The organism is Pseudoalteromonas sp. S16_S37, from assembly GCF_014694405.1.
In the GTDB taxonomy this organism is placed as follows: Bacteria; Pseudomonadota; Gammaproteobacteria; order Enterobacterales; family Alteromonadaceae; genus Pseudoalteromonas.
Genome location: NZ_JAAUWV010000011.1, coordinates 35,081 through 60,661 on the forward strand (window position 1 = coordinate 35,081; position 25,581 = coordinate 60,661).

Annotated in this window: 23 protein-coding genes; 12 read left to right on the forward strand and 11 right to left on the reverse strand. The window is 41.1% G+C overall.

Annotation, left to right across the window (positions count from 1 at the left end; translation table 11 throughout):
* The 10 genes from HC733_RS07600 to HC733_RS07645 all read left to right on the forward strand — a co-directional run bounded on the left by HC733_RS07600 (position 1) and on the right by HC733_RS07645 (position 12,746).
* Positions 1 to 1,140, forward strand: a complete 1,140-nt coding sequence (locus tag HC733_RS07600; RefSeq protein ID WP_190364454.1) for a glycosyltransferase — start codon at positions 1 to 3, stop codon at positions 1,138 to 1,140.
* Positions 1,141 to 1,279: 139 nt separating this feature from the next.
* Positions 1,280 to 2,773 carry a GumC family protein gene (locus HC733_RS07605; RefSeq protein ID WP_190364455.1) on the forward strand — a complete coding sequence of 498 codons (1,494 nt, stop codon included), beginning with the start codon at positions 1,280 to 1,282 and terminating at the stop codon, positions 2,771 to 2,773.
* A gap of 1 nt (position 2,774) precedes the next feature.
* A complete protein-coding gene (locus tag HC733_RS07610; RefSeq protein WP_190364456.1) occupies positions 2,775 to 3,851 on the forward strand; it encodes a glycosyltransferase in 1,077 nt (358 codons plus the stop codon).
* Between the two features lie 11 nt (positions 3,852 to 3,862).
* Positions 3,863 to 5,656, forward strand: coding sequence for a sugar transferase (locus HC733_RS07615; protein ID WP_190364457.1), 1,794 nt, complete (start codon positions 3,863 to 3,865; stop codon positions 5,654 to 5,656).
* A gap of 164 nt (positions 5,657 to 5,820) precedes the next feature.
* The gene (locus HC733_RS07620; protein WP_238937490.1) at positions 5,821 to 6,141 is read left to right on the forward strand and encodes an STAS domain-containing protein; all 321 of its coding nucleotides are present in this window, start codon (positions 5,821 to 5,823) and stop codon (positions 6,139 to 6,141) included.
* A gap of 15 nt (positions 6,142 to 6,156) precedes the next feature.
* Positions 6,157 to 7,026, forward strand: coding sequence for an OmpA family protein (locus HC733_RS07625; RefSeq protein WP_190364458.1), 870 nt, complete (start codon positions 6,157 to 6,159; stop codon positions 7,024 to 7,026).
* 4 nt (positions 7,027 to 7,030) lie between these two features.
* Positions 7,031 to 9,112: an SLBB domain-containing protein gene (locus tag HC733_RS07630; RefSeq protein ID WP_190364459.1), complete on the forward strand. Its 2,082-nt coding sequence runs from the start codon at positions 7,031 to 7,033 to the stop codon at positions 9,110 to 9,112.
* A complete protein-coding gene (locus HC733_RS07635) occupies positions 9,109 to 9,807 on the forward strand; it encodes a capsular biosynthesis protein (RefSeq protein WP_190364460.1) in 699 nt (232 codons plus the stop codon). The genes HC733_RS07630 and HC733_RS07635 overlap by 4 nt, the downstream gene beginning before the upstream one ends.
* Positions 9,808 to 9,815: 8 nt before the next feature.
* Positions 9,816 to 11,273, forward strand: a complete 1,458-nt coding sequence (locus tag HC733_RS07640; protein ID WP_190364461.1) for a SpoIIE family protein phosphatase — start codon at positions 9,816 to 9,818, stop codon at positions 11,271 to 11,273.
* A 30-nt stretch (positions 11,274 to 11,303) separates the two neighbouring features.
* Positions 11,304 to 12,746, forward strand: a complete 1,443-nt coding sequence (locus HC733_RS07645; protein ID WP_190364462.1) for a sigma-54-dependent transcriptional regulator — start codon at positions 11,304 to 11,306, stop codon at positions 12,744 to 12,746.
* On the opposite strand, the gene HC733_RS07650 is transcribed toward HC733_RS07645, so the two are convergent.
* On the reverse strand, positions 12,718 to 13,755 hold the full coding sequence (locus tag HC733_RS07650) for a glycosyltransferase family 4 protein (protein ID WP_190364463.1): 1,038 nt from the start codon (positions 13,753 to 13,755) through the stop codon (positions 12,718 to 12,720). The genes HC733_RS07645 and HC733_RS07650 overlap by 29 nt on opposite strands.
* A gap of 21 nt (positions 13,756 to 13,776) precedes the next feature.
* Between HC733_RS07650 and HC733_RS07655 the strand changes: the two genes are divergently transcribed.
* The gene (locus tag HC733_RS07655) at positions 13,777 to 14,112 is read left to right on the forward strand and encodes an Hpt domain-containing protein (RefSeq protein WP_190364464.1); all 336 of its coding nucleotides are present in this window, start codon (positions 13,777 to 13,779) and stop codon (positions 14,110 to 14,112) included.
* A gap of 5 nt (positions 14,113 to 14,117) precedes the next feature.
* On the opposite strand, the gene HC733_RS07660 is transcribed toward HC733_RS07655, so the two are convergent.
* A complete protein-coding gene (locus HC733_RS07660) occupies positions 14,118 to 14,978 on the reverse strand; it encodes a gluconeogenesis factor YvcK family protein (protein ID WP_190364465.1) in 861 nt (286 codons plus the stop codon).
* A 170-nt stretch (positions 14,979 to 15,148) separates the two neighbouring features.
* Between HC733_RS07660 and HC733_RS07665 the strand changes: the two genes are divergently transcribed.
* Positions 15,149 to 17,158 (forward strand): ATP-binding protein, encoded by a 2,010-nt coding sequence (locus HC733_RS07665; protein WP_190364466.1) that lies wholly within the window; start codon positions 15,149 to 15,151, stop codon positions 17,156 to 17,158.
* On the opposite strand, the gene HC733_RS07670 is transcribed toward HC733_RS07665, so the two are convergent.
* The 9 genes from HC733_RS07670 to HC733_RS07710 all read right to left on the reverse strand — a co-directional run bounded on the left by HC733_RS07670 (position 17,141) and on the right by HC733_RS07710 (position 25,575).
* A complete protein-coding gene (locus HC733_RS07670; protein ID WP_190364467.1) occupies positions 17,141 to 18,307 on the reverse strand; it encodes a nucleotide sugar dehydrogenase in 1,167 nt (388 codons plus the stop codon). The genes HC733_RS07665 and HC733_RS07670 overlap by 18 nt on opposite strands.
* 168 nt (positions 18,308 to 18,475) lie before the next feature.
* The gene (locus tag HC733_RS07675; protein ID WP_190364468.1) at positions 18,476 to 19,798 is read right to left on the reverse strand and encodes a Na+/H+ antiporter family protein; all 1,323 of its coding nucleotides are present in this window, start codon (positions 19,796 to 19,798) and stop codon (positions 18,476 to 18,478) included.
* Complete coding sequence (locus tag HC733_RS07680) at positions 19,795 to 21,738, reverse strand: transglutaminaseTgpA domain-containing protein (RefSeq protein ID WP_190364469.1); 1,944 nt, start codon at positions 21,736 to 21,738, stop codon at positions 19,795 to 19,797. Before HC733_RS07680 ends, HC733_RS07675 begins: the two co-directional genes overlap by 4 nt.
* Entirely contained in the window at positions 21,728 to 22,654 is a 927-nt protein-coding gene (locus HC733_RS07685; protein ID WP_190364470.1) for a DUF58 domain-containing protein, read from the reverse strand. Before HC733_RS07685 ends, HC733_RS07680 begins: the two co-directional genes overlap by 11 nt.
* Before the next feature lie 8 nt (positions 22,655 to 22,662).
* Complete coding sequence (locus HC733_RS07690) at positions 22,663 to 23,568, reverse strand: AAA family ATPase (RefSeq protein ID WP_190364471.1); 906 nt, start codon at positions 23,566 to 23,568, stop codon at positions 22,663 to 22,665.
* Entirely contained in the window at positions 23,565 to 23,948 is a 384-nt protein-coding gene (locus tag HC733_RS07695; protein WP_190364472.1) for a response regulator, read from the reverse strand. The genes HC733_RS07690 and HC733_RS07695 overlap by 4 nt, the downstream gene beginning before the upstream one ends.
* A gap of 349 nt (positions 23,949 to 24,297) precedes the next feature.
* Positions 24,298 to 24,516, reverse strand: a complete 219-nt coding sequence (locus HC733_RS07700) for a hypothetical protein (RefSeq protein ID WP_190364473.1) — start codon at positions 24,514 to 24,516, stop codon at positions 24,298 to 24,300.
* Between the two features lie 30 nt (positions 24,517 to 24,546).
* Positions 24,547 to 25,044, reverse strand: a complete 498-nt coding sequence (locus tag HC733_RS07705) for a hypothetical protein (protein ID WP_190364474.1) — start codon at positions 25,042 to 25,044, stop codon at positions 24,547 to 24,549.
* Positions 25,045 to 25,167: 123 nt separating this feature from the next.
* On the reverse strand, positions 25,168 to 25,575 hold the full coding sequence (locus tag HC733_RS07710) for a phosphate ABC transporter substrate-binding protein (protein WP_190364475.1): 408 nt from the start codon (positions 25,573 to 25,575) through the stop codon (positions 25,168 to 25,170).
* Positions 25,576 to 25,581: the final 6 nt, after the last annotated feature.

The following is a 25,581-nucleotide window of genomic DNA, read 5'->3' on the forward strand; positions in this document are numbered from 1 at the left end:
ATGCGGTTTATTGTATTTGGCGAAGACTGGGGTTCACATCCAAGTAGCACGCAGCATCTGTTCAAAGCCTTGAGTAAAAACAATAAGGTGCATTGGATTAACTCCGTTGGTATGCGCAAACCTAGCATTAATAAAACAGATATAAAGCGACTGATAAAAAAGGCATGGGCGATTTTTGCAGGTGCTAAAAAACACGTTACCAATAAGCCTCATCACAACTTAGAATGCGTAAGTAATTTGTTGTTATTGCCTTGGCATGATAACAAAGTGATCAGGGCAATTAATAAGATACTTTTTTCATTACAGGTCGACCCCCATCATGACGATGAAGCGATAATTTATTGGCTCAGTGTGCCAACAGCAATAAGCTTAATTACACCACGCGCACAAGATAAAATTATTTATTATTGTGGCGATGATTTTAGCGCGTTGGCGGGCGTTGACCACCACATGGTTGCCCCTTTAGAGCAACAACTGGTTGAACAGGCTGATTTAATTTATGTTGTCAGCGAAAAGTTGCAAGGTAAAATGCCAAGTAACAAAACGGCATTACTCACCCATGGCGTTGATTTTGAGCTTTTTAGCGAGCCTAAGCCCGCCAGTCACTTACTCAGCAATCACACAGCTAAAATTGGTTTTTACGGCTCAATCAATGAATGGCTAGATATAAAACTACTTATTGCCCTTGCAACGCAAAGGCCCCAATATGAACTTTATCTAGTTGGTGCGCTCACACGCTATACCCAAGATATAAAAACGCTGTTTTCGTTACCTAATGTCATACACATCAACGCAGTTGAGCATTGTGCACTGCCTAGGTTTTCGCAGCATTGGCAGGTCTCATTATTACCGTTTGTTGATAATGCGCAGATCAGGGCATGCAACCCCCTAAAGCTAAAAGAGTATTTAGCATCAGGCACCCCAATTGTTTCAACACATTTTCCCGCAGTACAGCACTACAATGAGACGTTATTGATAGCATGTGACACAGAGGGCTTTATATCACGTGTTGATATGGCTATTTGTATTGCGCAATTCCCATCACTTAACTTCAAACAGTCGCAAACACAGTTAGCGTTGACCCATAGTTGGCAATTAAAAGCACAGCAAGTGTCAGATATGCTTGCGTCTCTGGATTAGCACTTAATTCTTCAGGGCCAACGTGCTTGGCCCATAACCTGCAACTTAACCTTTATACCGCTCAATTTTGGGCCTGATTCTCAAATTGCAAATAAAGACGCGAGTGTCGATTGCAAAATGCAAAGTTAAGGGTTAAAGCATGTTAGTTAAGGAACAAATAAAACGACTTACTTATTTATCGCTATATGCGCTTTATAGTCGCTTTAAGCTGTTTATTGTGCCCGTATGTATTGTGCCTGTTGTGGTGTTTTTACTCTCGGCCACTGCTCAAAAACAATATGTAACCCATGCAACAATCTTGATAGAAGAATCGTCTTTGTTGAACCCATTTTTAGATGACTTGTCGTTTTCTTTCGAATTATCTAATCGGATCGATGCGCTGAGAACCTTAGTGATCAGTCGCAAAGTTTTGATTGCTGTTGCCCAAGAAACTCAGTTGATAGCAGACAATGCAAGTAATAAAGAAATTGAAAAAATCCATCAGCAGCTGGCAAGTGCACTGTCTCTTTCACTGGTGGGAGATGAATTGGTACGTATTCATCTAAAATGGCATGAGCCAGATAAGATGAAGCTGATTCTTGAAAAGGTCGTTGAAAAATTCATTGAAAGATTACTGGCGCCAACCAAAGCCTCGTTAGATACCTCTGAGCAGTTTTTTTATAAACAGCTAGATACGCTAAGAGAAGAGCTGGAGCACTCCGAAGATGAGCTTGCTAAATTCAAGGTTAAGTACAGTGATACTTTACCAGAAGTACTGAACAGTAATCGTCAAACCTTAGATAGGCTGCTCAGCGATAAGCAAAATAAATTTATTGAGCTATCAGGAGCAAAAGCCAAGCTCAATAATCTTTCCAATAAGATGGCACAAGCTAATCCAGTGCTTGGCAACTTAGAAGAGAAAATAATTCGTTTAGGTTCCGAGCTGAGTCTTTTGAAAACCCGTTATACCGATAAACACTCAAAGGTGATTGAAAAATCTCGCGAATTAGAAAGCTTGCTTAACCGTCAGAAGGTATTGTTGAGCAGAGGTGATGAGCTGCAAAAAGTAGACATTGAGCGACTTTGGCAAATGGCCAATACCATGCCAATTTCCCAAAATGGTGAAAATAGTGTGTTGGTCTCGCAAATCGTCGCGCTTGAAGAGGCCAAAAACAATGTTGAACAATTACAGCAAGAATTCAATATGTTAGACGGGCAAGTTAAAGGACTTGGTCAACGTCTATTAGTGACCAGTGACATCGAAAAACAACTAAGCAAACTGCAGCGCGATTATGACGTAAAGCAAGCGCTGTACAAAGAAATGCTCGGTCGCTACGAAATGGCTAAAGTGACAGGCAAATTGGTAAAGTATGAAGGCCCAGATAAAGTTAAAACAATCGAGCGGGCATACAGTCCTACACAACCAATTAATACCTCTTTGGCGCTATCTTTAGTTTTGGGAATTGTACTTGGCTTATTTTCTGGCGTTGCGAGCGTATTTATCGCCACGCTGTGCGATAGCCATTTAAAAGATATCGCAACAATAGAAAAACTCTCATCAGGCGCTGTTTTAACAGTGCTGCCAATCATCAAAGAATCATCCATTCTTAGCGCACATCGTATCGCTGAGCATAGACAAAATAGAGGTAACTAGTATGAAAGTGCTTCATATCGTGCAACATTTGAAAATTGGTGGCCTAGAAAAAATGGCCGTATCTATGGTTAAGCAAAGTCGCTTTTGTCATGAAACCAGAATAGCGGCTTTGGAAGGCACAATAACTGAGTGTTTTAATCACTGGCCAGAACTTGCAGGACTCAAGGAAAAGTTTGACTTTATTGAAAAAAAAGCGAAATTCGACATTCAAGTCGTCAGCAAACTAGTGGCGTTAATAGATAAGTACAACATAGAGATTGTTCATAGCCACCATATTGGTCCTATGCTCTACGCCAGTTTAGCTTGCTTAAAAAGACCACAGGTAAAACATGTCTCAACGGTACACGACGCTTGGTATCTAAACAGTATAAAACCGCGTTTAATCACCAAGCTGTTAAACAAGCTCTCGCCTGTACACTGGATAGCTGATGCCAATGTGGTTGCCCATGATTTTTACGCACATACATCGATAAAACCAAAAGCGACCATTCTAAATGGCATCGATTGCAATCAGTTTGCACCAATCAACATGCAATACGCGCGCTATCAATTGGGATTACCTAAAAACGTTAAAATTATTGGCTGTGCGGCACGATTAGAATTGGGCAAGGGGCATGTACCGCTTATCGAAGCGCTTGAAGAACTACCACAGGACTACCACTTAGCCTTTGCAGGGCGTGGCAGTTTGAACGACACATTACAAAACTTGGTGAACGAGTTAGGTTTACAAAACCGGGTACACTTTTTAGGAGGTGTTCATAAAATGGAGGTTTTTTATTCGGCCATAGACGTGTTCAGTTTGTTTTCAGAGAGAGAGGGCTTACCGCTTTCAATTTTAGAAGCAATGGCATGTGGCATTCCAATTGTGGCAAGCGATGTCGGTGGTATCAAGGAAGTATTAACAAATGAGCAAGGCTATTTATTGCCACTAGCGCTTCGTGCTCAGTTATCCATCACGTTGAAAAAAGCAACTTCTTTGCAAAGAGGTGATGCGATACGTGCTCATGCTTTGTCGATTGCGCAAATTAAAAACATGAGCAGTAAATACGACCAATTCTACCGAACACTCACCGTCTAGAGGACTTAGCCATGACTAACTTTACCATAATGTTTGTATTGTTATTGGCAATCGCCTTATATCATCACATAGGTTATGTGTGGGTTTTAAAGCTATTTAGTAGGATTCAAAAGCCCATCACCGATAACTCGATATCCGTTAATGAGGAAAAACCGTTACCACGTATTGGCGTGATGATGTGCGCTTATAATGAGCAGCATCATATTGTTGAAAAACTCAATAACTTGGGTGCTTTGTTGTATCCAAGTGATAAATACGACATTCACGTTTACCTTGATGGTTGCACGGATAACTCCGTAGCTCTTGCAGCAGCAGAGCAGCGTAATCTTAAATCGAAAGGTTTGCGCTGCGTATTGCATTTTAACAGTGAAAACAAAGGTAAAGCGCATGCGATTAATGCACTAATCGAAGCAGGACAAGGTTATGACATTTTGGTGTTTACGGATGTAAGCGCGCTGATAAGCATCGATGCATTAAATCAATTGGCCCGCCAATTTGAAAATAGCAATGTGGTTGTAGCAACTGGGCGATATACCCTTGATGATTTAGCGCCTGACAATCAAAAAGCGTATTGGGCTTATCAGAATGAGTTGAAGAAACTTGAGTCGAATGTAGGTGCACTGATAGGCGTGCCGGGGGCATTATTTGCTATTCGCGCAGATAAAGTAAAACCCCTCCCAAAAGGTGCGATTAATGACGATTTTATTCTCTCAATGCAAGCAAGTGCATCGGGCGGCCAAGCCGTACTAGATGAGAATGTCATTATTTATGAGCGTGAATGTGATGCAGTAAACGAGGATATTAAACGCCGCGAGCGCATTGGTGCGGGAAATTGGCAGCAGCTTATTATGTTACTAGCTTTGCTGAACCCACGTTTAGGCTGGACAAGTTTTAACTTTATTTCTCACAAGGCACTGCGCGCAGTGATGCCAATTATCGTGGCACTACTGTATATGATTGCTTTCACTGAGATGGTAACGAACAAAAGCATGTGGTCAATAAGCGTTTGTACGTTGCTGTGTGTTGTTCATTGCGTAGGATTTATCAGTACCACCAGCACTAACATAGTTAGCAAAGTACACTACGCATTACTGTGTTATTGGGTTGCTCTTAGAGGTGTAGCAAAATATCTCGTTGGTCGCTATAACAAGCCTTGGCAAAGAGTTCGCGTTACAAGACATAAAGACAATGGCGTGCAATTGATCAAAAGAGCGATTGATATAGTAGGGTCGAGCCTTGGGCTAGTAATGCTCACGCCGCTGATGCTGTTAGCCGCTTTGGCTATCAAACTCGATTCAAAAGGACCAATTTTATACAAACAACAAAGAGTGGGTAAAAGTACCGAGCAGTTTGTTTCACTGTTTTATGTGTACAAGTTCAGATCTATGGTCGTTGATGCAGAAGCCCAAAGCGGTGCAGTTTGGGCTAGTAAGAATGATACTCGGATCACTCGCGTTGGTCGTTTCCTTAGAAAAACGCGAATTGATGAGCTTCCGCAGCTTTGGAATGTGCTGATCGGCGAGATGTCGCTCATTGGGCCAAGACCAGAGCGTCCAGTATTTTATGCAAAGTTAGACAAATCTATTCCATATTTTGGTTGGCGCACTTATGGACTTAAACCCGGTATCTCAGGGCTTGCACAAGTGATGAACGGCTACGACGAGAGCATTGAAGATGTGAAAAGCAAAATTGGTTGGGATTATGCCTATGCGCTAAGCATGTCTAATCGTAAAAATTGGTTACAAATGGAATGGATGATTTTGTTACGCACTATCGCCGTTGTCTTCACCGGTAAAGGACAATAACCACACATATTATATGCGTTGCATAATGCAAAAGGGTAAATCAGAAATTTTTGCATTATGCATCCATGAATAAAAAGTACGAATAATTCAATAGCCTAAATACCTCTTAAACTTGGCATCTAAGTTGTAACCTCTTCATTAGTTTAATTGACTATGAGGTTATTATGATGATCACATCAATTCCAAATGACAAAACACGTCGTGTGTTGGCGCTACCAAAAGACTTTTCAGGTTACACCGTAGACAGTTTTAGAACCGAGTTCGAACAACTCGCAGTCTGTGAACAAGACTTTATAGTTTTAGATTTTTCAGAAACTGAATTCATCGACTCATCAGGTATTGGCGCAATGGTGTTTCTTTACAAGCGCATAGAGCAAAAGGGCCAGCAATTAGCGCTACTTAAGGTTAACGGTCAACCCCACAAATTGATGAATTTGTTGCGGGTAGATAAAACCATCCCGTTTATCGACAAACTAGATGCCTAATTTGGGAGCACCATTATGAAGCACATCACTTTTAGTTTTATCGCAATCAGTACTTTGCTTGGCGGGTGTGCTTCTTGGCCTGATGAAGGTCAAGGAGGATGGGCCGAGGTATATGGCCAGTATAAGCCCAACTTAGAACAGGGAAATACGGTTTTTAACGACAATGTAAATGTGATAACAAACGAATTTGAGCACTTGGCGCTGAAGCTGGAGTTATTGCAATCACAAGGCATAAAGCAATGCATGCCAGCTCAGTTGTTAAAAGCACAAGTCTATGAAAACCGCATTCGCCGCTTAATCAGCGCCAACATGTGGCAAGATGCAGAGCATGACTTAATCATTCATTATCATGGTTTAAATCAGCTTTCGCACCATTTCGATACCATCCGCCGTGTAACGCAGTGTGCCGTGCTTAAAGACGCCGAGCATACTTCTGCACCTGCACAAAACCACGTCGAACAAATCGCAAAACTGTTGAATAGCGATAATCAATTTGCTTTTGATGATCATCAAGTTACGCCCAAGTACATGGGCCGTTTGGCTCAAGCGTCCGACTTAATTAAGCACATAACAGGCTTACGTATTTTACTGGTTGGGCATACTGATAAGTTAGGCGACAAAACCAATAATTTTGAGTTAGCGCTAAAAAGAGCGGATACCGTTAAACATTGGTTGACCATATACGGTGTGCCAGCGGATGCCATCACCACATTAACACAAGGCAGCTTGCAATCTTTCAGCGAACAACCAACGTCAGATGCCAGTCGTCACTCAGACAGACGTGTAGAGGCCATTGTGCTGGGATCAGAGCAGCAAAAATCACAGTCAAAGAAAGTGATGGCGTTAAAAAATTGGACCAAAATCCTCACTAAAGCGAAGGAGTAGGAACATGCGTTATTTGATAGTAATCATTGCCCTGTACCTCAGCTTTGGGCTTGGCGCTGCGCAAAACGAACACAATGATACCGTGCAAATTGGCAATAAGTTATTTATCTATGTGCCCGGCGAGCCTGAATTTAAAGCGCTTTTTACAGTGCAAAGTGATGGCAGTATTGTGCTCCCTGAACTCGGTAAAGTTATCGTTGCCAACAAGCCGCTCTTAGATGTTGAACAGTCTTTGCAAATACAACTGTCTAAAGTTTTTAAAGCTATGGATGACTTTTACGTCGAGATCCGTGAGCACGACATTCTCATAAATGTACTCGGTTATGTAAATCAACCCGATCAGGTGAGCATACCCAGCAGCGGTAATATCCAAATGGTGATTGCCAAGGCGGGTGGCTTAAAGCCAGGCGCTCAGCTTGATAAACTGCAGATCAGGCGCGCAGATGAGTTTATTGAATTTAACTATAAAGCGTATTTAGACTCAGGAAATATATCGCTATTACCTAAGCTCAAAAGCGGCGACACAGTATTTGTGCCCGTGTCACCATTGCTAGGCAATGTGCAAATTGATTTTGATGCACAAACACTCAGCGCAACAGGCGACGCAAGTTCAGGCAGTGCCGTCACTTTACTCGGTGAAGTACACAACCCAGGCAGCTTTGCCTTTAAAGAAAACATGAGTGTGCTTGATGCCATTATGCGTGCAGAGGGCGTAACGCGTTATGCCGACGTTACAAAAATTCGTATTATCGTTAATGAGTCGCCAGAAATCTTTGACTTAAAGGCTTATTTAGATAAACCCAGTAAACATACCATGCCACAATTGTTGGCAGGCTCGACGATTTACGTACCGATAATGGTAGATGACGTCAATACCACTTCTCGCACGGTATATATCATGGGGGAAGTGCAAAAGCCCGGCGCTTATGAGGCTCAGGATAATACTAACTTTTTAGATATCCTCGCAAATGCAGGTGGACCAACTCGGTTTGCCGAAACCCGTCAAATTAAAATCCTCAAGCCAAGCGGTGAAAACCTATTGTTTGATTTACAAGGTTACAGCGAAGGTATCGTTGAAAGCGTTGTGCCAGACTTAAATCCTGGTGATGTAATATTTGTGCCTGAAAAAACCGATTTAAACGAAAAAAGCTGGTTAAAAGTGCCGCCTACTCGCGCCATCAAGATCATCGGTGCTGTGGTGTCACCCGGTCGTTATGAATGGAGCAAGGAAATGGATTTAACCGATTTGCTGGCCCATGCAGGCGGCCCTACCAAAGGTGCAAACATTAATGACATAAAAATTGTGCGACAAGGCGAAGTGACAACACGTTTTGATTTGGAGCTGTTCACCGTTGGTAACCAAGATGAACAATTGCCACAATTGGTAGCCGGCGACACAATTATCATCGAGGAGTTACCCGTTGACCCTGCTGATAATAAATCGCAGTGGATCCGTCAAGAATCGAGCAAATCAATTTATATTATGGGACAGGTAGGGTCGCCGGGTCGTTATGCTTTTAACAACCAAATGCACTTTATGGACATTTTGTCGGCAGCAGACGGGCCAAATGCCAACGCTGATATTCGTAATATTCGCATCACTCACAGAAATGGTGCGCATGCCAAAGTGAGCAAACTTGACTTAGCGCTTTACTTTGAAACCGGCGACGAAACGTTATTTCCAAATGTGATGGCCGGAGACACCATATTTATCCCAGAAAAAAACAAAAATTGGCTACGTGAACCCAAAGAGCAAGTGGTTAGGATCATGGGCGCAATTCAAAAACCTGGTCGTTATACCTTCGACGATACGATGACGTTGTTAGATTTGCTCGCAGAAGCAGGTGGACCCACGGGCACAGCCCTTATCGACAAAATTGTGGTGATAAACCATAGTTGCTGTAAAGAACAAGCCAGAGTGTTTGACTTAGAAAAGTTTGTGAAGTCTCCTAATTCAACCAAAATTCCAGTGTTGCGCGCGGGTGATACATTGTATGTACCAGATAAAGGCCAAGATCTCATGAGTCAGTTTAAAGATAACTTTCTCGATTTTATTACTATCATCGCGTTGGTGGTCGGGCTATGAAAACAATACCTTATCAATTTCAAGAACTTGAAACTGTGTGTAATGAAATCACCAATCAAAAAGCCAATTGTGTGACATTTTTATCACTCACAGGAAATGGCGGCGCAAGTAGTTTGTGTAAAAGCGTGGCTGCTGGCTTAAAAGCTGAGCGAAATAGGGTGCTTGTTATTGATTTAAACCCGCTCAATCCCATGCCTGTGCCGCAAGGTGCTGATGCGCAATACTGGCAGTTTGATGATATATCTTGTCAGCTGTGCGTGATTGAAGGGCCTGAACACGACTTTTTAACTATTTCACATCTTGCTGAGCTGGAGTCGGCAAAAAACAAGCTCACTATGCAATACGCTATAGAGCGATTGCGCCAAGAGTACGATTATGTGTTGATAGATATGTCACCAGCGATGAAGCTAAACAAAGGTAATGTGCCATTACATGCACTGAGTAGCTGTAGTCAAATGACTATTTTAATCGCCTCACTTGGCCATAATGATGAAGAAGCATTATGCATCGGACTCAAGCATTTGCGTGAAAGTGGCCATAAAACAATACGTGTGGTTGTCTCGCAGCACCACTTTGAGCCTTTGGGTGAAAGAGTAATGAGGCAGTTGTATAAGCACAAAGCGCGCTGGCCCAGACTAACGCGCTGGCTTGGCGATAAATTACAACGCCAAGCATGGCTGTTTCATAACCACTAAGGTGCTTCATGAATATTAAATTTCATAATCGTTTTAGCTTGATACGCCCAGCAATCACCGAAATACGCCATGCGCTAAAACACGTGCTTGGCTCTCTTAACGTCACTGTAGATGATACGGATGCCAGCGCATTAGTCATTACGGAGTACTTAACTAACCTGCTAAGACACAGCTTAGGTGATGACAACACCATTACACTTTTAATTGGTGATGATAGAAATCACTATACCGTGCAATTAATAGATAATTTGACACCGTATAACCTGTTTGAACAAAACCATTCGCAATGGACCATCGAAAGTGAGTGTTTAGCTGAAGGGGGAATGGGTGTTGCTCTAATTCGCCATTATTATCCAGACGCTTACTATGAATCCGTTGATGGCAAAAATTACTTTTCGTTCAATATTACTAAAGTAAAACGCAAAACGTCGTTACTTTATGTTGATGATGATATTACACAACTAGCGCTGATAGAGGCGTATGTTAAGGACGAGTTTGAGTTTATTTCCTGTCAAAACTGTCGTGATGCGTGGCAGCTAATTACACAATCTAAAGTGGATGTTTTGCTACTCGACTACAGATTAAAAAATGATACCTGCGAAACCCTCCTAAAACAGCTGGCCAGCTCAGATATCAAATCAAGTCTTGCAATTTTAATGCTTACTGGAGATAACGATGCCGCTACGATAAGAAAATTAAACCGATTTGGTATAGACGACTATATTGCAAAGCCCGTTACCAAACAGCAGCTTTTGCTGAATTTGGACCGAGTACTTAATAAAATGAAAGCGCAATTGTTTAAGCCTGCAAGCTTAAACAAAAATTATCACTATGAGATGGGCGCATTTGGCAGTGCTCATCTTTTTGGCACTATTACTACAGACTTAGGTGGTGATATTTTCATTCCATTAGAGCAACCACATAAAGGTTTTATTTTTGCTGATGTGATGGGACATGGGTTAGCTGCAAACCAAAAGAGCTATGAAATCAAAGGGTTTATTAGCGGGTTTATCAGTAGTTACGACGAAGTAGACACACTTACCAACGCTTTAAACCTTGCTTTAAATCAAGAAAAAATTTGCAAGGGAAGCCTGTTAACAATGCTCATTGTGTATTTTGACAATGAATATATGTATTTTTATAACGCGGGGCACCCACCACCAATTGCGATAATGAACAGCGGTAAAGTCAATCCTATGACTGGTACTGACCCACTAATGGGACTATCGCCTGATCACCAATATGAAAAATATCGTTATCCGCTAAAAGACGTTAAACATCTTATCTTCTACACTGATGGTTGGGTAGACAATCTAGGCTCAACACTCAATGAAGAAAATCAGATAATTGAATGTCTGCCTGATACACACATTGAAGGACAAAGCTTTGCAGAACAACTTTGGTTAAATTCTCAAGGGAGTTTGTCAAAAGAGTTTGACGATGCGTCATTAATTGTTATTAATTAATAATATGTACAAAAGACAAGGAATATGCGTATGCCCCCAAAGGTGCTAATTGTAGAAGATACCGAGTCATTGGCATTGATGTATCAGTCATATCTGATCCCCACGGGAATCCAAACCCATATCGCATATTCCGGAACAGAAGCGCTAGCGGCAATCGAAACGTTTTTGCCAGATTTGATTGTTTTGGATGTCATGCTTCCCGATATCAATGGTCTTGATATTTTGTCGCAGTTGTCTGGCGAACATAGACCTCAAGTTATTGTTTTAACTGGCCACGCAACCAAAGAAATGGCAATCGAAGCTATACGTCTTGGGGCCAGTGATTTTTTAGAAAAGCCCGTAGAAGCAGACAGATTTAGAATTACCGTAAACAACGCGCTAAAATTAAAAAGCCTCGCTCAAGAAGTTGAAAAGTATCATCAAACTTATGAAAATGGTCGGTTCTTTGACCTAATAGGCTCTTCTAGAGCCATGCAATCGGTGTATCAAATTATAAATTCCGCTGCGGTTTCTAAAGCAACGGTGTTTATAACCGGTGAAAGTGGTACGGGTAAGGAACTGTGCGCGCGTGCCGTCCATTTGGCTTCGCCTCGATCACAAAAACCATTTGTTGCTCTTAACTGTGCAGCCATTCCTAAAGATTTAATTGAAAGTGAAATTTTTGGTCATTTAAAAGGGGCGTTTACTGGCGCGATTTCTAATCGAGAAGGCGCGGCAGGTCAAGCTGATGGTGGAACACTGTTTTTAGATGAATTGTGTGAAATGGACATAAACCTGCAAAGCAAGTTATTGCGTTTTATTCAAACAGGCTGTTATCAGCAAGTGGGTAGTGAAAAAGAAGTAAAAGTGGATGTGCGGTTTGTCTGTGCGACCAACCGAGACCCTTTAGCTGAGGTACAAGCTGGTAGGTTCCGTGAAGACTTATACTATCGTTTACATGTTATTCCTATTTGTTTGCCGCCGTTAAGGGAGCGGGGCAATGATATAATTGAAATCGCCGAAGCACTCTTTAAGAAAATCGCAAAAGAAGAACGTCATGGCTACACTGGTATGTCAGAATCGGTAAAAAGGGCATTTTTAAACTACTGCTGGCCAGGTAATGTTCGGCAACTCGAAAACACTGTTCGCAATACGCTGGTATTAAATCAGCAAAGTTGGATTGAGCTAGATATGGTGCCGGATTTACATCAAGGCTCCCATACTAACGTCGTCAATATGCAGTTGCAAAATACTCATCAAGCGCCTCCCGCTTTGCAAACTAACGGGACGTTTACGGGCCAGTCCCAGATAAATGCTACTGCGACTATACTCTCGACAAAAGACATCGAGCCGCTGTGGATAATTGAAAAACGTTATATCGAGCAAGCGATTAGCTTATGCGAGAATAACATCCCAAAAGCAGCAGCATTACTTGATGTCAGCCCATCGACCATCTATCGAAAAATTAAGACTTGGGAAGAAATCGAGGCTTAGCACATAGGCAATTTCTGTACATAGTATTGAGTGTGTACCACTGTTGCTTACCAGAAAAGTGTTTTTGAATATGGTGAGCTGCAAGGTAGGTAAGCTTGCCGTGGTTGTTATTTGGCAGGTCCGTAATGATGCTGGCAAACTTACGCACCGAAAACTGCTCAACCAAGTAGCCCGTTTGTTCGTTAATAACTACGCTAGAAATAGCGCCCACATTGGTACTTATAACTAATACGTTGTTTGCCATTGCCTCTAATATTGCCATTGGAAGCCCTTCTTGACGCGAAGTTACGACTAAAATGTCAAGCTGAGGCCAGATCTTTTCGCTATCAGTCATACCGTGATAGGTGATGAAATCGAATGATGGGAGTGACGCTTTCATCGGGCCATCACCAAACACATGCCATGAAAATCTTTTGTCGTGACACAATAGGGATGCAAGCTCAATAAAATGATCAGGCCCTTTTTCATATGACAATCTGCCAACAAAGCCAACTCCTATCGGTGTAGAATTGATTTTAATAGGTCTACAAACCGACTTACTGACAACAAAATTATCTAACACCGTGGCCTTATTTATTTGTTTAGCAATCAGCTTAGAAACGGCGAAGTTTTTAGATAGAAAGCTTAAAGATTTATCTAAGCGATTGTACCATTTAACCCAACCAAAACCGGTTTCTCCAGCATGATAAGTACTTACGCATGTCATTCTTAGAAATCTGCAACATAACTTACCGACAATGCTAGCCTTGTAACCATGAGTATGGATCACAGTGTTGTGGGGCATGTGATACAACGCTCTCAATGTGCCTGCAAAACTGCCTGTTAGAAAAGAAAACTCGATATTGTTGGCTGCTAATTTTTTATAAAAATGTTGATTGTTATGGTCTTTGTAAAAAAGCACACTACACTCAATTTGATGGCTCGTTAAAAGCTTTGCCAGTTCAATAATATGAGATTCAATGCCGCCAAAGTTGGCCGAATCAACAAAAAAAATAACTTGATAACTCATAAAACCTCCGAGGGAACCATCATGTTAGATAAAACGATATTTTCTACGCTATGCAACGATGTAGGAAAGGAACTTGCGCTGCAGCTTTTGGGTGTTTACGTAACAGAATCACGAAAACAGATAAATGAATTAGCCAACAGCGACAATCTTGACTCTATCCAACACCTTGCACATAGCTTAAAAAGCAGTAGCCGCAGCTATGGTGCACTTTTGTTAGCGCAAACTTGTGAGCTAATAGAAATGACCACAAAACACCATGACATTAAACTTAGTGAGTTAGCGCCATTGATCGAAAAGGCAACAGTTCAAGCTGAACAGGCTTTCTCTGATGCAATAGCACTAATAGCTGCTAAGTAATAATGCTACTCACTCCTAAACAACAGCAATTTAGTAAATACACCATGCAACTGCTCAATATTATGCAGCTGTTTTGCGCAGTGACTGCTGCACTCTTGTGTATTTGATATCTGTGCGATCGCCTCGGGTGAAAGACTCATATCACAAAATTGATAACCGACCATTTTTTGTAGCCAATCGACGACGGCATCCTCTTTGAGCTGCGCCATGACGCTGTTTTCACGCGCGATATTTTCTACAAATATCTTACAGGCTTTGGTTCTTTGCAGCGCATGTGCAATATTATCAACTAGCAGGGCGGGCATAACGCTTGATATCGTGCTGCCAGGGCCAATTAATACAACGTCAGCGCTATAAATCGCGTTGATCGCTTTTTCATGGGCATTAACCCGTTTTGTGAGGTTTATCTGCTCTGGTAGCTGGTTCAATGCATCAATTTCACATTCGCCAATCACGGTTTGACCATTTTGCATCGTTGCAATGAGATCGACAGGTTCATCAGACATAGGTAGCACAGTTTGAGAATTACCTAAGATGGCATTGAATTGTGCGACAGCTTCTGTTGCGCTATTGGTTAGCTGTAGTAAGCCTAATAATGCTAAATTGCCTAGGCTATGACCTTCGAGTTCGCCACCGCTAAAACGGTGTTCAAATACCGTGTGTAAAAGTGAGTTATCTTCCACAAGCTCCAAACAACAGCGTCTGATATCACCCAATGCAACACATTGCTGACTATCCCTCAACCGACCTGTACTACCACCATTATCGGTCGTGGCAATAATCGCTGTTAAGTCACTAGCTAAAGGGTTGATAGCTTTTAGTATTTGCGCAAGCCCGTGACCACCACCTAAACACACTATTTTCATTGTAAGACAACCGCTTCATAACGAGTACAGATACATAAGCATAGACTATTCCACAAATATGGTGTGTGTAACTTATTGAAAGTAAGTAAATAAGGATTAATAGAAGTTGGAACAATATAAAAATGCGCACTATCATTTGCATTGTGCAAAGCAAATTTAAAGAGAATTAGATGGCAACTGGCGAATTATTCACAATTGATCAGCTAGATATAGTGTTAAGCCGCATTTGTCATGTAAATGATAGTAATGAGTTATTTCTGCTTCTGCCAAAGTTACTGGCGCCATATTTACAATACCAAGCGTGTGTTCTTTTAATTCCCGATGTCGATGAATCGTACATTAGTCACAGCCAAAGTGACATTGTATTTGAGCATACCTACTGGCCAGCTAGCCAAGTGTTCACTCAAGCAAAAATATTGGGAGGTACAATCGTCAGTGAACCTACAGCTGAGCTGGCATTTTCAGTGCAAGCACAGGCGCTGATGCCGCAACTAGCCAATACGCTCGTTATCTGTTTGGAAGACTCATCGGAACATGGGGTATTTTTATTTACTCAGGCAAAATGCTTGATAGATGTAGAGCATTTAGTCATTGATACCAGCTTTAGACTGATTTTAAAACAGCTGTGTGCACGGCTCATTGCGTTAAGAAAGCTCAACCTCCAGAGTGAGCATTTTTATGACTTATTACAGCAAACCTCCTTTCAATCTCAGTTATTTAGTGAACTTGCATCAGAGTGGTTTTGGCGCACAGATAAAAGCTTAATGTTTACTCAAGTGAGTTCATTTAACGAGGACAATGAATTTTACACGCGTAATTTTATAGATAGAGCATTACTAGCCATTGGCAATGAAAACGAACAGAAATTACAAAATAAGTGGCAACGATTCTTACACCTAATAAACCAGCATAGCGATTTTTATGATTTTGAATTTGAACTACATACAGAGCAAACTACATGGATTTCGCTCAGTGGTAAACCACAGTATGACGAACAAAACCATTACATTGGTTATTTAGGAATCGCCAAAGATATTACCTATGCCAAACAGCGCGAACTGGCATACAAGAACGCCAAAGAAAAAGCCGAAAGTGCTAACTTAGCAAAATCACAATTTTTAGCTGTGATGTCACATGAGATCCGCACCCCCATGAACGCCATTTTAGGTATGGTTGAGCTACTTAATGATACCGACCTTAATGAGCAGCAAAGGCAGTGGCTTTCCTATGCACAAAGTAGTGCGACACTACTACAGGGGCTAATATCCGATGTACTCGATTTTTCAAAAATTGAGTCGGGCATACTTGAGTTAGACTTAACGAGGGTAGAGCTGAAAACACAATTAAAATCAATCGCTGCGCAGTTTAGTGTACGCCAGTCAGAGCTACTTAAATTTACCGTAAAAATAGATGAGCAACTACCGGATTTTATCTATACCGATACAACACGTCTTGGTCAGATACTTTTTAATCTAATTGGCAATGCGTTTAAATATACCAGCTATGGTGAAATTACATTCGAAGCTACTCTGCAAAATGGGTTATTACTGCTGCGTGTTCAAGATACTGGTGTCGGTATAAATGAAGAAGAGCTTGAACATATATTTCAGCCGTTTACTCAAGTTGGTGAGAGTGTAAAGCGTAAACAGCAGGGGGTGGGCTTAGGTCTCAGTATCACCAAGAAAATCGTTGAGGCGATGAAAGGAGAAATAACCTGCCAGAGTAAACCGAATGAAGGGACAGTGTTTTGCGTAAAATTACCGTACGAAAATGCTCAAGAGCAGCTAGATAGTGAACCAAAAATATGCCAGTTACGTTCACTTAAGGTACTTGTTGCTGAAGATAATCCTGCAAATCAGGTATTGATCCGTGCTCTGCTCGAAAAGTTAGGGCACCACGTTACCATTGCTGATACTGGTTCAGATGCTTTGAATAAAGCTAAATCAACAACTTACGACTTGGTTTTGATGGACATGATGATGCCAGTGATGGATGGCCTCACAGCGACCCAATATATGAGAAAAGAGATGTCATTGGAGGTGCCCATTTTTGCTTTAACAGCCAATGCAGGGCAAGACGATAAAGAAAAATGCCTTAATGTGGGAATGGATAAAGTGCTCACTAAACCCATTCGCTTTAGCGTGTTACAAGAGGCAATTTCATCAATCTTTGTTGAATAAGTCTCGCGTGTAAACCTTATCTTTAACATCTTCAAGTGCACTAACTATGCGATTGGCAATGATCAAATCGCATTGCTTGAATGCTGAGAGATTGTTGCATAACGCAAATTCATCGTTAAACGGCTGTTTTAATTTAGGCTCATAAACAACTACTTGTGCACCGCTTTGGTGTAAGTGAGAAATAATATCTAAAATGGCTGACTCTCTAAAGTTATCGGAACCAGATTTCATGATTAACCGATAAACACCGATCTTTTGAGCGCCCTTAGCCAAAATTGTATTGGCGATATAGTGTTTTCTGGTTGCATTGGCAGCAACAATAGCCGCTATTACATTGCTCGGTACGCCATCGAAATTTGCAAGCAACTGCTTGGTGTCTTTTGGTAAACAATACCCTCCATAACCAAAGGAAGGGTTGTTATAGTGTGAACCGATTCTAGGGTCTAAACCAACGCCATTGATAATTTGTTGGCTGTCTAGTCCTTTGCTTTCGCAGTAGGTATCTAGTTCATTAAAAAATGCGACTCGCATTGCTAAATAAGTATTTGAGAACAGTTTTATGGCTTCGGCTTCTGTACTGAATGTAAGCAACACATCCACATCAACTTTTTTTGCACCTTGTTTTAGCAAATGCGCAAACTGTTTAGCATTTGTTGATTGGCTTCCAACTATAATGCGAGAGGGATATAGGTTGTCATAAAGAGCCTGACCTTCACGTAAAAACTCTGGTGAGAAAATAATGTTATCGCATTCGTACTGCTGTTGCATTCTCTGAGTAAAACCAACAGGCACAGTAGATTTAATGACGATGGTAGAGTTAGGACTGAGCTGTTTTACTTGCTTAATAACTAATTCAACACTGGATGTATCAAAAAAGTTACTTTGGGGGTCGTAATCGGTTGGAGTTGCAATGATAACAAAGTCAGCATTTTCATAAGCTATATATGCGTCGCGTGTCGCGAAGATCGGATTTGCCACTGAGTGTAAAAACTCGCTGATCTGTTGGTCAACAATAGGAGACTGCTTTTGATTAATCATGTTAACGCGTTCAACGTTTGTGTCTAATGCGCAAACATGATTATGTTGCGCAAGAAGTAGGGCATTTGCTAATCCAACATAACCCAAACCAACAACTGTAATACGTGCCATAGTAAAACTCGCTTTATATAGGGATGTATTATTAATCAGCAAGAATTATGCAGACACTAACCAATTAAAAAAATTGTTCTTAAAACAATTGGTTGAAGGGTGAGTAGTGAATAGAAATCAAGAAAAGCAACGCGCTGACGCAAAGCGCGTTGCAATATGCAAACTAGCTTAAAGTATCATTGCAGCTACCCAACCGAAAACTAACAGTGGAATGTTAAAATGAATAAACGTTGGTACAACTGAATCCCAAATATGGTCATGCTGGCCATCTGCATTTAGGCCAGACGTGGGGCCTAAAGTTGAGTCTGATGCAGGAGAGCCTGCATCGCCTAAAGCACCAGCGGTTCCAACCAGTGCGGCAGTTGCCATCACCGAAAAGCCAACTTCCATACACAGCGGTACAAATAAGGTGGCAATAATTGGCACCGTAGAAAACGAGCTGCCAATGCCCATGGTTATCAATAAGCCTACTAATAAGATCATGGCCGCAGCAAGGGGTTTGTTATCGCCAATGAGATCAGCGCAGGTAGCTACAAGACTTGCCACATCGCCAGTTGCTTTCATAACCGATGCAAACCCTTGCGCTGAGATCATAATGAAACCTATCATCGCCATCATCGCTACACCGCGACTGAAAACATCAGAGCTTTGCTCCCATTTAACGATACCAAATACGCTAAACATCATAACTCCGACCAGGCCACCTAAAATCATTGACCCACTGACATTTTGTGCTACTAATGAACTTATCACCGCAATTGAGCCAATGATCATGACCTTTTTGGGGTTCTCAACCTCTTTTGCTGCCGCGGTTTCAGCGGCTTCGTTATGACGATATTCTCGCGCTTTTTTATAGCTAAAAAATACCGCAATAATAAGACCTAGTACCATACCTATGGCAGGAATAATCATGGCAATTGGTACCTGTGTGTTTAGCATGTCTAAACCGTTATCGGATAAATTTTTGTGTAATATTGAATACAGGTAGATACCGCCAAAACCATAGGGCAATACCATATATGAAGTTGCTAATCCGAAAGTTAATATACAAGCGATTGCACGGCGGTCTAAGTTGAGGCGATTTAACAAAGTTAGTAGTGGGGGGATAAGTATCGGGATAAAGGCGATATGCACGGGAACTAAATTTTGCGATGCAATCGCGCAGCATAAAATAACCGCCATGATAGTAAAACTCAGCATGCGAGTATGTGTTTCATCGGAATTTTCAACCGCGCTGAGTAACTTTTGCGCAAGAATATGGGTTAACCCAGATTTTGATATCGCCACCGCAAAACCGCCTAACATCGCGTAGCTTAGCGCTATTTCCGCACCACCAGACAGCCCGCTATTAAATGCGTTCATGGTATCTGTTAAACCAAGCCCTGCGCTCAATCCGGCTACCATGGCACTAACGGTCATTGCCACAATAACATTAACCCGAACCAACGAGAGTCCAAGCATTAATATAACGCCTATAATTACTGCATTCATATTGTTCTCTTTGCTTTTGTTTTTATTGAATTTATCAAATTTTTGGCATGAATGTTTTGGTTTTTGCCAAAAGTTTTTCCCTGATAGCGGTTTGCACAAAAATCTGCATAAAACTGCATTAAGTCAGCGCTTTGTTCTGGAAACTGCTGCTGTAATTGCTCTATCGATTGTTTTGGCGGTGTATGCTCAAGGTCTATAGATGAAAATGAGCATAATCGACGATAATGTTTTATCGCATCAGGCTCTTTGATACGACTATTAAATTGAATATAAAAAAATATACCTGTGAATATAATGCCCAACGTGATTATTGCTATCACACCAGATAAGTGTTGATTATTTTTACCTAACATCGCTTCTAACATTGAGCTTTGCTTTTGCCGGTCAAAATTTAACACCCATCGCGTCCATTGATAATCCAGCTCTTCAAGCTTCAACCTTAACCAGTTTATTGCAGGGAAGCTTGAAAACGCAGCCAAGCTCATGCCTAAGTTTGATTGAAATTGGTTGGCCAAAGGTTGATATTGAGACAATGAACCTTGCAATCTTTCGGGGGAGACCCAAGCGGTTGGGTCTAAGCGTTTCCATCCTTCATTTGGTACAAAATACTCCACCCAAGCATGCGCGTCGTATTGATAAATGCTGAAATAGCCTTGTTTTTCATTGTATTCAGCGCCCAAATAGCCCGACACCAGCCTGGCTGGTATACCTACGCTTCGCATCATCATGGCTACTGTCGAAGCGTAATGCCCGCAAAAACCACTTTTATAGTCAAATAAAAACTGATCAATCATATGCTCAGAGGTCGCAACTTGCGGGGTCAATGTGTAACTAAAGCCTTGCTCAACAAAGTATTTACGCATAAGTGCAATAAACTCTGCCGTAGTACCACTTTGTTTGTCCCATTGCTGTGCAAGACGTTGTGCCCGAAGATTTAATTGCTTTGGAATTGCAGTGTTATGTTGATATTGCCAGCGTGACATAGTTGGGCTGGCATCTACCTTTGCAGGCGTTACAACATACTCTAAAGTCGCAGTGAGTCTATCTGTTCTAAACAAGGTACCAAAGTAATTACTTTGCACGTTATTAGTTGAGCTACTAGCAAACCCTAAAGCATACAACCAGGGAGTATTGCTTGGTTGTGCAATAATACTATAAGTGGGTTGACCACCACTTTTTTCATAATTGATAGTGGCTTTTTGTAAGTTTGCGATATGCCATTGCTGTCCATCAAATTCGTCGTGTATGATGGCTCGCCAATACAGCGGGGTTTGCCCTTGTTGAATATCAACATCGTTAAATATTGCTCTAAAAGCAAGTTCATCCGATTGCGATAACTGTGAAATACTAAACGGGCTGACAGTTTCTGATAACCCAGTTTTGGCCAGCTGCGGCCCCGGTAACTGCCAAAATGCAGGTAATTTCGGTAAAAATAAAATTAACAACACACTCAGCACACAACTAAGCAAAATTTTCGAAACGACAAACTGGCTAGTTGCTTTGATAGTGCCTACATGCTGCAAGGTCTGCATTAAAACTAGGTTAAAGCCGAGCATGAACAGCACAAGTAACGCTATATAGAGGCTTTGCGAGAATAAAAATGCGCAAGAAAAAGTAAAAAAATTCAATACTAAAACTTGCCGCCATTGTCTGAGCGTTTTAGCCTGCAGCACTTTTAGTTGACACGCTAGAAGCATTAACGCGACAAACACACTCACGGTACTTTTAATACCAATCGACATCACAGTAATAGCCATACCGACTAAGGCAACGGCGTTTAAAATAGCATTGCGTACACCTTGTTTGTTTAAGCGCAGCAGCGCGATATGCCAAACAGCCAAACACACCATCAGCGCATTAAATGCAAAACCAAATGCAGTGATAGGTAGTAGTGTTATAGTTAAATAACTAAGTGTGAAAAACAGCGCATTAGTAGTCACACAAAGCCTCCAAGCACTTTAATTTATGTGCCTCACCTCGGTTTGCCGAAAGCTCAAAACCTCCTAGTTTGAATGCATAGAAAGTATCGGATGCTTCAGCTTCTAAAACCAAATAACACAGTTTGGATAAGCGCTGTTCTACTGTGCCTTGTAGCTCAGCATAATCAAACCTAAGCGTTTGAGCGCCAAGTTCGCCCTCATACTCTTTTACCAAAAGCTGCTGCGACTTAGCATAGTGTTTCCAAGACACTCGATGCATATTCATGCCTGATTGGAAGGGGGTTAACTGCTTAAACTCATCAACAACCAGCGTAGAATTACTAAGTTCATCGCTGTTTTCAGTTGCGCGAAACGCATACATGGATTCATTGTTTTCTAACGGGTTTGGGTATGCGTAAATAGATTTTTTGAGATACAAATAACTCCATACACTTACCAAACCGAACGGAAAGTGACTTACAAATTTAAATTGTCCAATTAAGTGTTTACCGCGTTCAAGCCTAAGTGGTGCACTTTGAAGTACTGTTCGTTCAATACTTGGAATATGAATTGGCTCTTCCAAAGCATCATGAGCAATTGAAAAGTCTAACAAACGTTTATTTGAGGTTATTGCTAACGTGACTGAAGGCGGGGTATTACAATGTGCTGAGTTGATAGCGACTAGCTTTACCTCGCTAGCATTGAAGTTGGCATAGCCGTAGAGCAGTGCAATAATTAACAGCATTATCATGAGATAAGCCACTGCTAATAAAAGATTATTTTGATAGTTAATACCTAACAAAAAATTGAGCACACTCACACCGATAAAGCCTGTGCCCATAGTGGATGGCAGTATGTAGATGGTGTTGTGTTTAAACGCAATCGAGTCTGCTGAGTGCTTTTTTCGAATAAAACGTGCAAAAAGCTGCTTGAACATGCCGAACATCAAAGTGGTATTTCAACCTCAGTCAAAATGTCCGATATTATTTTATCTTGTATATGGCACGGAATATTTAGCCGGTGAGCGGCAATACTTGCAAACACAGCTTGCACATCATCTTGCGTCGCATAGTCTCGTTCATCCATCAATGCCCATGCTTTTGCAGCACTGCCCAAAGCGATACTAGCACGCGGTGAAAGAGGGTCTGAAAACTTACCACTTTCGCGGGTGTAACGAACCAAAGCGAGAATATAGTCAACCACAGCTGGTGCAAGATGAACCTGATTACATGCCATTTGTAACTCGATTAGTTTTTCTTTATCAATCACTTGCTCAACATTGATGGCACTTTGCTGCTTTAAACCTAAGATGAGCTTTTTCTCTGCTTGTTCATCTGGATAGCCCAAGCTGATACGCATAAAAAAGCGGTCTAATTGCGACTCGGGCAGGGGATGCGTACCCGCTTGATGTAGCGGGTTTTGCGTAGCAATCACAAAAAATGGCTCAGGTAGAGGATGACTAACGCCATCAACCGTCACTTGTCTTTCTTCCATCGCCTCAAGCAAAGCACTTTGAGTTTTAGGGCTCGCTCTGTTGATTTCGTCAGCCAGCAACACCTGACTAAAAATTGGCCCTCGATGAAAATGAAACTGATGCTCTTTAGCGTTAAATATTGCCGAGCCCAAAACATCTGCCGGTAGTAAATCACTGGTAAATTGTACGCGCTGATAGCTCAGGCCAAGTACATCAGCTAAGCCATGCGAAAGCGTTGTTTTGCCCATGCCGGGTAAATCTTCGATCAATAAATGGCCACGGCATAACAAACTACACACAGCTAGCTTAATTTGTTGATCTTTGCCAAAGATAATGTGAGACAGCTGAGACGTGATAGTTTCTATTGGGTGATTCATGCAATCATTTCTATGCGTTTTAATACCGTATCAACTTTTTTTGCATTAAAAGGCTTTGCGATAAATCCTTTAGCACCAAGCTCCCAGGTATTTTGTACGTTCTCTAGACTGTTATGACCGGAGCACATAATAACGTGGGTGTTTGGATAATGGTCATTAATAAATTCTAAGATTTGCGTGCCGTCGGTGTCTGGGAGTTCAATATCGAGGAAGATCACATTAGGGGGATTGCTGGTGAGTAGACTTTTTGCCGATTCAAAATCCTGAGATTCAAAAATTTCTTCAAAACCTAAGTCGGTAAGAATACTACTAAGATAATCTCTAATATCTTGTGAGTCGTCGATTATTAAAATCGGCTCCAGTGGTTTGACGAATTCCATATAACGATACTTCATATTGTTGGTATAAAAACATACTAAGGCATCAAAACCGCAAGCTCAATAACTTTGGCATTACAATTCTATGTTTAAGCATAAAAACCTGAAATGTCCGATACCGTCTAGTATTGGACTTAGTTGATGGCATCTACGCATAGATGGAGATAACGGTAAACGGACACACTAAATGGCCGATAATTTATATTATGTTAAATGATGTGTTCTATTAAAGTCGAGCTCCATTGATGTTGATTTATTTAAGATATTTTTGAGTAATCAAACTCACCTTCGTTTATAAAATAACGAAAAATGGCTGGGATGTAATTTTCTATTTGGTCTATTACTTCTAAAGCTATAAAGAACCTTTTTGTTTATCTCTTTCTCTAATGCCATCTAGCTTTGCCTGAGGCAAATTATCGTATAGTTTCTGAATATTGTTCTTTCTAGTAATAAACTCTTCAGCGATGATGTTTAAAAGGTCAAAAAGTGAAATTGCTAAGTCAGCGTCATCTTCAAGATCTATTTGTCCAGGGTGAACTGATTCATTTCCTACAACCCGTACAATGTCCATGGCTTGTTGTATTTGTGGTGCTAAACCCTGTTAAACTAATTTATTTATTTGCTTATCGATTTTTCCGTCACCAACAATGCCAGTTAAAAGAACTTGTAATGCCAATCTTAACAATGCTGCAGAACCTTTTGGCGACTGAACCAGAATTGAGGCCGCCTCTAAATATATAGACTTAACTGCTTCAGGCATGTCTTCATTTGGCTCTGGTACTTGACTCTTCGGTGGATAAACCATCTGTTCGCCTATCCACACAGTGTGGTTGTTACATTGTAAACAATTCGAAATGCTTATTTCTGTATTCAAAAAGTGCTTTGCAAATTGAGTAGCTTGATTTCCTCCTAGATTAATCATTTTTTCACATTGAGAATGTTCAAGTGTCCATTTATTGCTTAGGTATACATCTTGTATAAAACTTAACATCAAACTAGCTAGTTGAGGTTGAGATAACCATTGATGTTCCGAATACACTCCGCAGTGTGGGCACGAGAAGCTTTCGCCTTGTAAGCTTGGTTGGCAAGTGTTTATCATTTGTTGTAATCCTTTTAATAGGAATATTGAGTTTAGATCACTTTGTCTCCAGTAAAAAACCTCCTTAAAATCGATAAAAAACTCGCTCATAGAGCGAGTTTTTAGTGAGGTTAAATATTTTGATTAAAACTCTTTAACTACTTTTACATCACCAGTTACTGCGCTTGATGATACAAAACCAATGGTGTCGGGGTTAGTTGATACCGATTGGATCACTTCAGCGTCGTTGGCGGCTTCTTTAGGTGGTGTGCCCTTCCCTGTAAAGATCAGTTTTGACCAATACGCCTTTAACTGCGCAGAAGATTTGTTTAACACTTTGGTATTAAACTCTTCAGTTACCGGATTTGCGGCATCTTGGCCAATGGGAATGGCTTTGTTACCATTACTGAAGGACTTCTCTTTGCCTGTAAATATCCGATTAATGGTCGAATCATCAATTGCGCTGGCATTACTTGGGTGAACAATCACTGATACGGCTGCAAATGAATGAGCGCTTAGCGCTAAAAATGCTAAATAAATTAAATGTTTCATCGCTTA

Bases quoted from the DNA above. Each gene is read 5' to 3' on its own strand.
- HC733_RS07600 (WP_190364454.1), top strand. From the start codon at position 1: ATGCGGTTTATTGTATTTGGCGAAGACTGGGGTTCACATCCAAGTAGC.
- HC733_RS07605 (WP_190364455.1), top strand. From the start codon at position 1,280: ATGTTAGTTAAGGAACAAATAAAACGACTTACTTATTTATCGCTATAT.
- HC733_RS07610 (WP_190364456.1), top strand. From the start codon at position 2,775: ATGAAAGTGCTTCATATCGTGCAACATTTGAAAATTGGTGGCCTAGAA.
- HC733_RS07615 (WP_190364457.1), top strand. From the start codon at position 3,863: ATGACTAACTTTACCATAATGTTTGTATTGTTATTGGCAATCGCCTTA.
- HC733_RS07620 (WP_238937490.1), top strand. From the start codon at position 5,821: ATGATGATCACATCAATTCCAAATGACAAAACACGTCGTGTGTTGGCG.
- HC733_RS07625 (WP_190364458.1), top strand. From the start codon at position 6,157: ATGAAGCACATCACTTTTAGTTTTATCGCAATCAGTACTTTGCTTGGC.
- HC733_RS07630 (WP_190364459.1), top strand. From the start codon at position 7,031: ATGCGTTATTTGATAGTAATCATTGCCCTGTACCTCAGCTTTGGGCTT.
- HC733_RS07635 (WP_190364460.1), top strand. From the start codon at position 9,109: ATGAAAACAATACCTTATCAATTTCAAGAACTTGAAACTGTGTGTAAT.
- HC733_RS07640 (WP_190364461.1), top strand. From the start codon at position 9,816: ATGAATATTAAATTTCATAATCGTTTTAGCTTGATACGCCCAGCAATC.
- HC733_RS07645 (WP_190364462.1), top strand. From the start codon at position 11,304: ATGCCCCCAAAGGTGCTAATTGTAGAAGATACCGAGTCATTGGCATTG.
- HC733_RS07650 (WP_190364463.1), bottom strand. From the start codon at position 13,755: ATGAGTTATCAAGTTATTTTTTTTGTTGATTCGGCCAACTTTGGCGGC.
- HC733_RS07655 (WP_190364464.1), top strand. From the start codon at position 13,777: ATGTTAGATAAAACGATATTTTCTACGCTATGCAACGATGTAGGAAAG.
- HC733_RS07660 (WP_190364465.1), bottom strand. From the start codon at position 14,978: ATGAAAATAGTGTGTTTAGGTGGTGGTCACGGGCTTGCGCAAATACTA.
- HC733_RS07665 (WP_190364466.1), top strand. From the start codon at position 15,149: ATGGCAACTGGCGAATTATTCACAATTGATCAGCTAGATATAGTGTTA.
- HC733_RS07670 (WP_190364467.1), bottom strand. From the start codon at position 18,307: ATGGCACGTATTACAGTTGTTGGTTTGGGTTATGTTGGATTAGCAAAT.
- HC733_RS07675 (WP_190364468.1), bottom strand. From the start codon at position 19,798: ATGAATGCAGTAATTATAGGCGTTATATTAATGCTTGGACTCTCGTTG.
- HC733_RS07685 (WP_190364470.1), bottom strand. From the start codon at position 22,654: ATGTTCAAGCAGCTTTTTGCACGTTTTATTCGAAAAAAGCACTCAGCA.
- HC733_RS07690 (WP_190364471.1), bottom strand. From the start codon at position 23,568: ATGAATCACCCAATAGAAACTATCACGTCTCAGCTGTCTCACATTATC.
- HC733_RS07695 (WP_190364472.1), bottom strand. From the start codon at position 23,948: ATGGAATTCGTCAAACCACTGGAGCCGATTTTAATAATCGACGACTCA.
- HC733_RS07700 (WP_190364473.1), bottom strand. From the start codon at position 24,516: ATGGACATTGTACGGGTTGTAGGAAATGAATCAGTTCACCCTGGACAA.
- HC733_RS07705 (WP_190364474.1), bottom strand. From the start codon at position 25,044: ATGATAAACACTTGCCAACCAAGCTTACAAGGCGAAAGCTTCTCGTGC.
- HC733_RS07710 (WP_190364475.1), bottom strand. From the start codon at position 25,575: ATGAAACATTTAATTTATTTAGCATTTTTAGCGCTAAGCGCTCATTCA.